Annotated in this window: 1 protein-coding gene (running past one end of the window); it reads right to left on the reverse strand. The window is 70.7% G+C overall.

The genetic code is table 11. The features are described 5' to 3' along the window. Window positions 1-13,348 carry the 3' portion of a non-ribosomal peptide synthase/polyketide synthase gene (locus tag ACIBSV_RS44855; protein WP_395873285.1) on the reverse strand. The gene runs 10,193 nt beyond the window's last position, so 13,348 of the gene's 23,541 nt are visible here — the last part of the coding sequence; its start codon lies beyond the right edge, outside the window — the gene reads right to left on this strand; its stop codon occupies window positions 1-3.

Consider the following 13,348-nt stretch of genomic DNA (forward strand, 5'->3'; position numbering starts at 1 on the left):
TCACCGCGGGTCCGCGCCCGGCCGTTCCGCCACGGCCGACCAGATCCGGTCGAGCATCTCCGGGAGAACCAACTCCGCGTGGGCGCAGGGCAACCGCACCTCGGTGATCTCACCGCTCACGTGCGGTCGCCAGCTGTCCGCGCCGACGAACCCGGCAGGCTTGTCCTGCTCGGCGACCACCAGCACCACGTTCCCGTCGAACCGGCCGTACTCGTGGTCGGCGCCGATGTTGCCGTTGTTGCGCCGGATCCGGGCCAGCATCAGCAACTCGTCGTCGGAGACGGCGCCTTCGAAGCCCGCCTCCCGTCGCACGGCCCGCATGCGCTCGGTCGGTTCGGCGCGATCGTCGTCGGCCTCGTCCGCGGAGCCGCTCCCGGGGCTCTCGACCTCTTCGTCGCGCGCCTTCGGGTCGGTCAAGGCGGTCGCCGGATAGGTGTCCATGATCACGAGTGCGGCGACCTCTTCGCCCGCGGCTCGCAGCCGGACCGCGATCTCGTGTCCGAGCATGCCGCCGAAGGACCATCCCAGCAGGTGGTAGGGGCCCTTGGGCTGGATGCCGCGGATCTGCTCCAGGTAGACGTCCGCCATTTCGCCGACCGACCGGGACATCTCGCGGACACCGTCCAGGCCCGGGGCCTGGAGTCCGTACAGCGGGACGTCCGCGTCGATGTGCCGGGCCAACGGCGTGTAGCACCAACTCAAGCCGGCGCCGGGAGGCAGCGCGAAGAAGGGCAGCCCTTCCCCCTGGGCCTTGATCGGCAACAGCACGCCCAGCGCGTCCCGGACCGCGCCCAGATTCATCCGCCGCACCAACTCGGCCGGGGTCGGCGCCGCGAACACCGTCCGGACCGGCACCGACACGCCGCGCGCGGCCAGTTCGGCGACCAGGGTGACCGCGAGCAGGGAGTGTCCGCCCAGCTCGAAGAAGTTGTCGTCCGCTCCCACCGAGTCCACGCCCAGGGTCGCGGCGAACACCTCGCACGCCAGCACCTCCAACGACGTGACCGGAGTTCGGCCGGAGCCCGTACCGGAAGCCCCTCCGCCGCCGCGCCCCGGATCGGGCAGGGCCTTGCGGTCGAGCTTGCCGTTCGCGGTCAGCGGGAGCGCCTCGAGGACCGCCACGGCCGACGGGACCATGTACGCGGGCAGTCGCCGAGCCGCGAACTCGCGCAGGCGCTCGGCGAGTCCACTCTCGTACTCGCCGTCGTCGTCCCCGACATCCATGGTGCGTGGGTCGCTCGGGACGACGTAGGCAACGAGCCGAAGCTCGCCGGGCGCGTCCTCGTGGGCGATCACCGCGGCGCGGGCGACGTCGGGGTGTGCTTCGATGGCGCTCTGTATCTCACCGGGCTCGATCCGGAAGCCCCGGATCTTGACCTGGTCGTCGACCCGCCCGACGAATACCAGTCGGCCGTCGGCGGTCCAGCGGGCCCGGTCGCCGGTGCGATACATGCGCTCGCCACCGCCCCCGAACGGGCAGGCCACGAACCGCTCGGCCGTCAACCCCGACCGGCCCAGATAGCCCCGGGCCAGACCCGCACCCGCCACATACAACTCGCCCACCACCCCGGGCGGAACCGGAGCAAGCCGACCGTCCAGCACATACGCCCGGGTGTTCACGATCGGCGTGCCCACCACCGGTTCACCACCCGCCGCCAACGGCGCCGACATCGTCGCGCACACCGTCGTCTCCGTCGGCCCGTACGCGTTGATCAACCGCCGACCCACAGCCCACCGCGCCACCAGATCCGCACCCAACGCCTCACCGGCACAAACGAGGGTCCGCACACCGGCCAGGTCCCGTTCGTCCATCACGCTCACGACCGCCGGCGGCAACGTGACGTGCGTGACGCCGTCCCGGGCGATCACCTCGGCCAGGCCTGCCCCGGGCAGGAGTTCGTCGGCGGGAGCCAGCACGAGCGTCGCCCCACCACACAACGCCACCCACATCTCGGCCGACGCCGCATCGAACCCGATCGACGCGAACTGCAACACCCGATCCCCCGCACCCAGAGCAAACCGCTCCACCTGCGACGCCACCAGACCCGACAACCCACGATGCGACACCGCAACACCCTTGGGCCGACCCGTCGAACCCGACGTATAGATCACATACGCCAAACCCTCCAACACCTCGACCACCGGCACAGCCAACGGACAAGCCGCCACCGCACCCCGCACAGCCGGATCGTCCAACGCCACCGACACCACACCACGCACCGGCAACTCGTCCAACACATCCTCGGAACTCAACAACACCGAGGCACGACTGTCCCCCACCATGAACGCAACCCGATCCACCGGCGCACCCGGATCGATCGGCAGATACGCCGCACCCGCCTTCAACACCGCCAACAACGCCACGACCAGGTCGACACCACGCTCCAACGCCACCGCAACCACCGACTCGCGGCCCACCCCCAAACCGGTCAGGTAGCCCGCCAACCGACCCGACCGCGCATCCAACTCCCCGAACGACACCTCCTCCCCACCGCACACCAGCGCCACCGCATCCGGAGACCCCTCCACCCACCGGCCCAACAACCCCACCACCGACGCCCGAGCCACCTCGGCAGACGTGTCGTTCCACTCCACCAACACACGCGCACGCTCGTCCGCGTCCAGCACGTCGAGCGTGCCCATTCGGGTGCTCGGCTCTGCGGTCAGTTCGGCCAGGGCCCGGACCCATCGATCGGTGATCGACCGGACGGTGTCCGCGTCGAACAGGTCCGCGGTGCCGGTCACCCAACCCAGCAGGCCGGCACGCCGGCCATGCCGGTCGAACGCCTCGGCGACGGTGACGTCCAGGTCGAACTTGGCCACCGAGGGCAGGTCCGAGGCGGCGTCCGTGGTCGGCGCGTCGGTGCGTACGCCGGGCAGGTCCAGCGCGGCGCGCGCGTTGTTCTGCACCGTGAGCATGACCTGGAAGAGCGGGTGCCGGGCGAGCGAACGGGCGGGCGCGAGTTCCTCCACCAATCGCTCGAACGGCACGTCCTGGTTGCCGAACGCGCCCAGTCCGGCGTCGCGGACCCGGCCCAGCAGTTCGCGGAACGTGGGGTCTCCGGAGAGGTCGGTGCGCATCACCAGGCTGTTCACGAAACACCCGACCGAGTCGTCCAGTGCCTCGTCGGTGCGTCCGGCGACGGCCGCGCCGATCGGGATGTCGGAACCGGCGCCCAGCTTCGACAACAGCACCGCCAGCGCGGCCTGGAGGACCATGAACACGGTCACGCCCTCGGCCCGCGCCAGTTCGACCACACGAGTGTGCGTCTCGGCCGGGATCTCCAACGGCACGCTGTGGCCGACGTGAGTGGCGACCGGCGGACGCGAGTGGTCGACCGGCAAGGGGAGTTCCTCGGGCACTCCGGCCAGGGTCTCGCGCCAGTAGGCGACCTGGGCCGACAACACACTGTTCGGGTCGCCCTCGCCGCCCAGCAACTCGCGCTGCCACAGCGCGTAGTCGGCGTACTGCACCGGCAGCGGCTCCCACGCCGGCTCCTCGCCCGCGCGGCGGGCCGTGTACGCCTGGGCGATGTCCCGGCCCAGCGGTTCCCACGACCATCCGTCGCCCGCGATGTGATGCACCACCGCGACCAGAACGCACTCCTCCTCGGAGCGGAACAGCCATGCACGGATCGGTATTTCGGTGGACAGGTCGAAGGCGTACTCGCTCGCCCGAGCGACCGCCGGCGCCAGTTCGTCGGCTGCGACGCGGCGCACCCGCAGCTCCCACTCGAACCCGGCCGGGTCGAGGATGTGCTGGTACGGCTCGCCGTCCGCGACCGGGAACACGGTACGCAGCACCTCGTGCCGTGCGATCACGTCCCGCAGCGCGTCCGCCAGCGCTTCTTCGTCCAGGTCGCCCGACAGGCCCACCACCACCGGGATGTTGTACGTCGGGTTCGGGCCCTCCAACTGTTCGATGAACCACAACCGCCGCTGGGCGAAGGACAACGGCAGCGGCTCGGGTCGCTTGCGCACGGTCAGCGCCGGGCGTACCGCACCCGTCCCCGACTCGGCGATCCGCGCCGCGAGCGTGGCCGCGGTGGGCGCCTCGAACAGCTCCCGGATCGCGATCTCCGCGCCCAGCACCGCACGCACCCTGGACACCAACCGGGTCGCCAGCAGCGAGTGCCCGCCGAGGTCGAAGAAGTCGTCGTCGACGCCGACCGTCTCCAGACCCAGAACCTGGGCGAACACCCCGCACAGGATTTCCTCCCGGGCATCGGTCGCGGCCCGGCCCGCGTCGCCGGCTCCGGTGTACTCCGGCGCGGGCAGTGCCTTGCGGTCCAGCTTCCCGTTCGGCGTCATCGGCAGCACGGACAGCACGACCACGGCAGCGGGCACCATGTACTCGGGCATCTTCTCCGCCGCGAATCGGCGCAGCAGCTCGGGGAGTTCGTGATCGAGCACGGCGGCCTGGCCGCTTGCGGCGGCGGCCACGACGTAGGCGACGAGCCGCTTGTCGCCCGGCACGTCCTCACGGGCGATCACCGCGGCCCGGGCCACCCGCGGATGAGCGACCAACAGCGCCTCGATCTCCCCCGGTTCGATCCGGAAGCCGCGGATCTTGATCTGGTCGTCGGCCCGCCCGGCGAACCTCAACCGCCCGTCGTCGGTCCACCCGACCCGGTCCCCGGTCCGGTACATCCGCGAGCCGTCGGCGGCGAACCGGTCCGGGACGAAGCGCAGGCCGGTGAGCCCGGGACGGCCCAGGTAGCCCCGCGCGACGCCCGCGCCGGCCACGTACAGCTCGCCGACCACTCCCGGCGGCACCGGGTTGAGGTACTCGTCGAGCACGTAGGCGCGGGTGTTGACGATCGGCGCGCCGATCACCGGTTCGTCGCCCGGCCGCAGCGGCTCGGACATGGTCGCCACCACCGACATCTCCGTCGGCCCGTAGGCGTTGATCAATCGCCGACCCGGCGCCCATCCGGCCACCAGTTCGGCGTCCAGCGCCTCGCCGCCGGACAGGAGTGTGGAGACCGACGGAAGATCGTCGGGGTCGAGGAGGCCCAGCACGGTGGGCGGCAGCAGCAGGTGGGTCACCCGGTGCCGATCGACGAGGTCGATCATGCCCGCGCCGGGCAGGAGTTCTTCCGCCGGCGCCACCACGAGACGTGCTCCCGAGCACAGTGCCATCAGCAGCTCCCAGGTCGCGGCGTCGAAGCCCACCGAGGCGAACTGGAGCACCCGGCTGTTCCCGTCCAGGTCGAGTCCGCGTGCCGCGACCAGGTTCACCGCGCCGGCGTGCGACACCAGGACGGCCTTGGGCGTGCCCGTCGAGCCCGAGGTGTAGATCACGTAGGCGAGGCCCTCGGGCCGGGCCGCGGCGACCGTTGCGGGTCCGGTCACGGGCGCCGCGAGGGCGCCCCGCACCCGGTCGTCGTCCAGCGCGATCGTCAGGATGTGCCCGAGCGGCAGGTCCTCCAGGAGCTCTTCCGTGCCCACCAGCGCCATCGCCCGGCTGTCGGTGAGCATGAACATGATCCGGTCGGTCGGCTGCTTGGGGTCGATCGGCAGGTAGGCCGCGCCGGCCTTCCAGACCGCGAGCAGCGCCACCACCAGTTCGACGCCACGCTCCAGCAGCACGGCGACGACCGACTCCGGCCCGACCCCCGACCCGGCCAGGTACCGCGCCAGCCGATCGGCCCGGGCGTGCAACTCCGCGTAGCTCAGCTCGAACCCGTCACCGGCCACGGCCACCGCGTGCGGTGCCCGGGCCACCTGGGCCGCGAACAACTCCGGAACCGTGGCCGTGGGAACGTCCAGCGCGGTGTCGTTCCAGTCCAGCAGCAGCCGGGACCGCTCGGCGTCGTCCAGTACGTCCACGCTGCCCAGCGGAACGTCGCCGGCGGCCGTGTTCGGGAGGCCCACGCCGTCCGCGCCGACCGTACGCGCGGTGGCGTCGGCCAGGACGGTGAGGAAGTTCTCGATCGTGGTGTGCAACATCCGCGTGACCACATGCGGATCGACCGGCGCCGCCGCGTCCACGGTCAACCCGAAGCCCTCGGCGCCGAGGTCATCCACGGACACCACCAGCGGGAAGTTGGTCAGGTCCTCCATGAAGACCGTACGAACGCCCATCGTGTCGTCGTCGGTGCGACCGTCGGGCGCGCCCGGGCCCGGCCGCGGGTCGGCCTCGCGCCCATTCTCCGGCTCGCCGCTGTAGCGGTAGTTGAAGAAGGCGGTGAACAGCGGTGCGTCGCCGGTGATCCCGCTCGCCTGCTGCGCGAGCGAGAGCGGTGCGTGCTCGTGTTCGAGCAACGCGGCGAGTTGGTCCCGCATCGCGGCCACTGCCGCCAAGGCGCCCACGCCCTCGGTACGCGCCCGCACCGGCAACGTGTTCATGAACAGACCCAACGCACGATCGGCACCGGCACCCGCGTTCATCCGACCGAACAACACCGTCCCGAACACGACATCGTCCCGCCCCGCCAATACCGACAACACCCGCGCCCAGGCCACATGCAGCAACGTCGCGGGACTCACACCCAGCCCCCGCGCCACCTCCCGAATCCGCACGGCCACCACATCCGCCACCGGCAACTCGGCCCGCCGCACACCGGTCCCGTCACCACGCACATCCAACAACCCGAACGGAGCCGTCGTCTCGGTCACATCACCCAACAACTCCGCGAAGAACTCCTCGTGACCACCGTTCCGCAGACTCTCCCGCGCCTGCACCACGAAATCCCGGAACGGCAACGCCGGCGCCAGTTCATCGCCGCGACCGGCGAGGAACGCCCGCACCTCCTGGAGCAGGACCTCCATGCCGACGTGGTCCTGGATGATGTGGTGCACCCGCAGGAGGCACAACAGCCGGGTCCCGTCGGGCAGGCGCGTGCTGTGCGCGTCGATCAGCGGTGCCCGGCCGATGTTCATGCTCAGCCCGCCTGCGGCAACCAACGCGGCCACCGGATCGCCGCTTTCCGGACCGAGGTCGATCTCCCGCACATTCAGTGGTGCGTGCCGCTGGACCACCTGGACCGGCTCGGGCACGCCCTCCCACACGATCGCGGTCCGGTAGATGTCGTGCCGGTCGATCACCTGCCGGAGCGCCCACAGGAAGGCGTCGAGCCGAGCCGCCGTGTCGAACTCCAGAACGAACGGCGAGACGTAGACGTCGCGTTCGTCGTCACCGGCCATCAGGTGATGGAAAAGGATGCCCTCCTGGAGCGGCGCCAACGGGTACACGTCGGCGATGTTCGCGGCACCGCCCTCGATCGACCCGACCAGCCGCCCGACCTCGACGGCCGACAGGTCGACGAGCGGCAACATCTCCGGCGTCAGTGCGGTGGCGTCGGCCGGGATTCGGTTCACCGGCACGCGCACCGGGATCGGCCCCGCGGCAGACGCCAGTCCGGCCACCGTGGGCGACTGGAACAGGGCCCGAACCGACACCGAGACGCCCCGCGCCCGCAACCGCTCCACCAGCGTGATGGCCAGCAGCGAATGCCCGCCCAGCGTGAAGAAGTTGTCGTCCACCCCCACCGACGGCACGCCCAACACCTCGGCGAAGACCGCGCACAACACCTCCTCGCGCACCGAGGAGGGACCACGGCCGCCGAGGCCGGAGGCATACTCCGGCGCGGGCAGTGCGTTGCGATCCAACTTGCCGTTGACGGTCAGCGGAAGCGCGTCGAGCACCACGACGGCCGCGGGAACCATGTGGTCGGGCAGCCGGATCGCGGTGAACCGGAGCAGTTCCCCCGGCAGTTCGCCGTCCGCCGCGGCACCGGCCTCGACGGGCACGACATAGCCGACCAGCCGCTTGTCCCCCGGGGAGTCCTCACGCGCGACCACCACCGCACGGGCGACCAGCGGATGCGCGGCGAGTGTGCTCTCGATCTCACCGGGCTCGACCCGGAATCCACGAATCTTGACCTGCTCGTCACCGCGACCGAGGTACACGAGCCGGCCGCCGTCGGTCCACATCACCCGGTCCCCGGTGCGGTACATCCGCTCGCCCACGGCGAACGGGCACGCCACGAACCTGTCCGCCGTCAACCCCGGCCGCGAAACGTAACCCCGAGCCAGCCCGGCACCCGCGATATACAGCTCGCCGATCACACCCACCGGAACCGGAGCAAGATCCCCACCCAGCACGAACAACCGCGTATTCGCGATCGCCCGACCGATCGGCACCGGACCCGACGACACCTCGTCACCCGCACGAACCTCGAAGACACAACAACCCACCACCGTCTCGGTCGGCCCGTACTCGTTCACCACCACCGAACCCGGCGACCGCGCCAACCACCCCGCCACATCCGCCCCGAACAACGCCTCACCACCGACCACCACACACCGCGCGGAACCGGCAGCCTCGTCGGCGGAGAGGATCTCCCCCAGCAGCGGCAGATGGGCGGGCACCACCTTCACCAGGTCGAAGCCGGGACCGGAGCGCAGCAGATCCGCCAGGCCATCCGCGCCGCCCTCACCACTCACCGTCACCGGCGACCCGGACACCAGCGGCAACAACACACTCGTCACCGTCAGGTCGAACGCCAACGACGAGTGCAACGGCGCACCACCCGAGGCCCCCATCCCGTACGCCTCGACAGCCCACGCCACATAGTTCGCCAACCCGCCGTGCGTGACCGCCACACCCTTCGGCCGACCCGTCGAACCCGACGTATAGATCACATACGCCAACTCCGCGGGCTGCACGGAGGCCCACGGCTCGGTGGCCGCGTCCTCGGGACGCGAGGCCGGGTCGTCGACCGCGATCGTGGACAGTTGATGCGCGGGAAGGTCGTCGCGCAGTGCGGCGAGGCGTTCTTCGAGCAGTGCGGTGGTGCTGATCAGGGTGCTTGCCCGACTGTCCGCCAGCATGAACGTGATCCGGTCCGACGGGTACGCCGGGTCGATCGGCAGATACGCGGCACCGACCCGCCACGCCGCCAGGATCGCCACCACCGCATCGACACCACGCGGCAGACACAGACCCACCACCGAGCCGATACCGACCCCGTGCTCGCGCAACAACCGCGCCAGGCCGCCCGCACGCGCGTCCAACGCGGCGTACGAGGTCTCGACACCGTCGCACAACACCGCTATCGCGTCCGGTGAATCGATCACTCGAGCCGCGAACATCGCCGGCACCGCATCGGTCGGCAGCTCCACCGCCGTGTCGTTCCACTCCACCAGCAGGCGGGCCCGCTCGGCGTCGTCCAGCACCGCGACCGAGTTCAGGGGGACGTCCGGTCCATCGCGGTCGGCATCGTTCGCGAGGGCGCCGAGGAGGTTCTCGATCGTCGTGTGCAGCAGACGCGTGACCACGTGCGGATCACCGGGAGTGGTTGCATCCACGGTCAACGCGAAGCCGTCCGCACCGAGGTCGTCGACCGAGACCGCGAGCGGGAAGTTCGTCAACTCCAACGCGAACACCGTACGGATTCCCGCGGGACCGTCGTCGCCCGGACCGACCCCTCGCGGGTCTTGGCCGTCCTGGTCGGTTGTGGGGCTCCGGTCACCTTGGTCGCCGCCGTAGCGGTAGTTGAAGAAGGCGGTGAACAGCGGCATGTCTCCGCTGATCCCGCTCGCCTGCTGGGCGACCACCAGCGGGGCGTGTTCGTGCTCCATCAGCGCGGCAAGCTGGTCCCGCATCGCGGCGACGGCCGCCGACGCGCCCACCCTGTCGGTACGTACCCGTACCGGCAGCGTGTTCATGAACAGACCCGACGCGCGATCGGCACCGGCACCCGCGTTCATCCGACCGAACAACACCGTTCCGAACACGACGTCGTCCCGTCCGGAGAGCACCGACAACACGCGTGCCCAGGCCACATGCAGGAGCGTCGCGGGCGTGACCCCGAGGTCTCGCGCCACCTTCCGGATCCGCACGGCCACGTCGTCCGCCACCGGCAACTCGGCCCGCCGCACACCGCTGCCGTCACCGCGCACATTCAACAGCCCGAACGGCGCCGTGGTCTCGGTGACATCGCCCAACAGCTCCGCGAAGAACTCCTCGTGACCACCGTGCCGCAGACTCTCCCGCGCCTGCACCACGAAGTCCCGGAACGGCAGTGCCGGCGCCAGTTCACCGCCGCGACCGGCGAGGAAGGCGCGCACCTCCTGGAGCAGGACCTCCATCCCGGTGTGGTCCTGAATCATGTGGTGCACGCGCAACATGCCGTACCAGCGACCGGCTTCGGGCGCGGGTGTGACATGTGCGTCGATCAACGGTGCACGACCGACGTCCATGGTCGGCCCACCGGCGGCCAGCAGTCGCGCGACGGCGTCGTCTCCACCCTCGGCCGGCGCGATCTCCCGCACCGGCAGCGGAGCATGCCGCTGCACCACCTGCAGCGGATCCGGGACGCCGTCCCACAGGATCGCCGTGCGGTAGATGTCGTGCCGGTCGATCACCTCTTGAAGGGCCCGCAGGAATGCGTCGAGGCGCTCCCGTGTGTCGAATTCCAGCACGAACGGGGATATGTACACGTCGCGCTCTTCGTCACCCGCCATCAGGTGGTGGAAGAGGATGCCCTGCTGGAGCGGTGCGAGCGGGTAGACGTCGGCGATGTTGGCGGCTCCGCCGTCGATCGACGCGGCGACGCGGGCGACCTCGGCCTCGGACAGATCCACCAGTGGCAACATGTCCGGCGTCAACGTCGTCGCGTCGGCCGGGATCCGGTTCGCCGGGACGGACACCGGTTCCGCACCGGCCGACGCGGCCAGCCCGGCCACCGTCGGCGCCTCGAACAGGGCCCGCACCGACACCGAGACCCCTCGCGCCCGCAACCGCTCGACCAACGTCACCGCGAGCAGCGAATGCCCGCCCAGAGCGAAGAAATTGTCGTCCACCCTGACCGACGGCAGACCCAGCACCTCGGCGAACGCCGCGCACAGCACCTCCTCACGCAGCGAGGACGGGCCACGACCATTCGTCCCGGTCGGATATTCGGGAGCGGGCAACGCCTTGCGGTCCAACTTCCCGTTCGCGGTCAGCGGGATGGCGTCCAGCACGACGACCGCAGACGGAACCATGTACTCCGGCAACCGAGCGGCAGCGAACCTCCGAAGCGCCTCGGGCAGTTGCTCGGGCAGCTCACGATCGCGCGGCACGACGTAGGCAACCAGGCGCCGGTCCCCGGACACGCCCTGGGCAGTGTCGGCACGCACGACCACGGCAACCCGTGCGACCCGGGGGTGTGCGGCCAATGCGGCCTCGATCTCGCCGGGTTCGATCCGGAACCCCCGGATCTTCACCTGATCGTCCGCCCGCCCGGCGAAGACCAACTCGCCGGCCGCCGTCCACCGCGCCCGGTCGCCCGTCCGGTACATCCGCTCACCCGAGCCGAAGGGCGACGCCACGAACCGCTCACCGGTCAACGCCGCCCGACCGAGATAGCCCCGGGCCAGACCCACACCGGCCACATACAACTCACCCGTCACCCCCGGCGGCACGGGCGCGAGACGCTCGTCCAGCACATACGCCCGAGCATTCGCGATCGGCCTCCCGATCGGAACCTCGCCCACCCCGGGCCGGCAGCGCCACACCGTGGCGTCCACGGTCGTCTCGGTCGGCCCGTACGTGTTGAACATGACCCGACCGGGCGCCCAACGAGCCGCCAGTTCCGGCGGGCATGCCTCGCCGCCCACCTCCAGGACCAGGTCCGACCGCATCGCCTCGACGGCCAGTCCGGCCAAGACGGCGGGCGGCAACGTCGCGTGTGTGATCGCCTCGTCGACGAAGAACCCGGCCAACTCCGCACCGAGCCGACGCTCGTCGGGCACCACCACCAGTGCCGCACCCGACGACAGCGCCACCGACCACTCCAGGCAGAAGTTGTCGAACCCCACCGACGCGAACTGCGCCATCCGCGAACCCGCCCCGATCGCGAACCGCACACGCCCCGCCGCAGCGGTGTTCGCAAACCCCGCCTGCGAAACCACCACGCCCTTCGGCCGACCCGTCGAACCCGACGTGTAGACCACATAAGCCGGATGCGAACCCCACAACGGAGACGAACGATCGGCGTCACCCACGGGCGACGACGGCAGGCTCTCCAACGCCGCGACCACCGCAGGCTCGTCGAGAACCAGCACCGCGGCCCCGACCCACGTGGACGGCACCCGCCCGGCGTTCGCGGTGTCCGTGACCACCAGGACCGGCGCCGCATCATCCAGCACGTAGCCGATCCGCTCGGCCGGCTGCGTCGGATCGATGGCCAGATACGCGCCACCGGCAGCCGACACACCCAACAACGCCGTCATCAACCCGTGGCCGCGCCCCAACACCACGGCCACCACCGACTCGGGACCGACATCCAACCCCACCAAATACCGCGCCAGACGACCGACCCGACCACCCAACTCCCCATACGACAGCGCCGAACCCCCGGCCACCACCGCCACCGCGTCCGCGGCCTCCACCACTCGGGTCAGGAATCCGTCGATCACGGTCGGCGCCGGAACCTCGACCGCCGAAGCCGCCGTGTCGTTCCACGCGACCAGGATCCGGGCGCGCTCGTCGTCGTCCAGCACGTCCGCCGCGCCGAGCCGCAGGCTCGGATCCGCGACCAACGTCCCCAGCACGCGAATCCACCGATCGGCCATCGTCTCGATCGAACCCGGGTCGAACAGGTCGGCCGAGGCCACGATCGACCCTCGGATCCCGGCGGGCCTGCCCTGCTCGTCGTAGGTCTCCTCGGCGGTCACGTCGAGGTCGAACTTCGCCGCGGCGGCCGGTGACAGCGGTGCCACACCGACCTCGGGCGGCGCGCCCGCCCGTACCCCCGACAGGTCCAGCGCCGCGCGTGCGGTGTTCTGGAGCGTCAACATCACCTGGAACAGCGGATGCCGATTCAGCGACCGGGTCGGCGCGAGTTCCTCCACCAACCGCTCGAACGGCACGTCCTGGTGCTCGTACGCGCCCAGGCCCGCCTCACGGACCCGACCCAGGACCTCGCGGAAGGTCGGATCCCCGGTGAGGTCGGTCCGCAACACCAGCGTGTTCACGAAGAACCCGACCAGGTCGTCCAGGCCCTCGTCGGTACGTCCGGCCACCGTCGTCCCGATCGGGATGTCGGTCCCCGCGCCCAGCCGGGACAGCAGCACCGCCAACGCGGCCTGCAACACCATGAACACGGTCACACCCTCGGCCCGGGCGACCCGCACCAGCTCGTCGTGCAATTCGGCGGGTATCGCCAACCGGGTGACGTGGGCGTCGTGCCCGGCGGTGGTCGAGCGCGGGCGGTCGACGGGCAGGTCGAGTTCCTCGGGAAGCCCCGCGAGGGCTGTTCGCCAATACGCCACCTGCCCGGACATCAGACCGGCCGGATCGTCGTCCTCGCCCAGCAACTCCCGCTGCCAGAGCGCGTAGTCCGCGTACTGCACC

Source organism: Embleya sp. NPDC050154 (genome assembly GCF_044460165.1).
Taxonomy (GTDB): Bacteria; Actinomycetota; Actinomycetes; order Streptomycetales; family Streptomycetaceae; genus Embleya.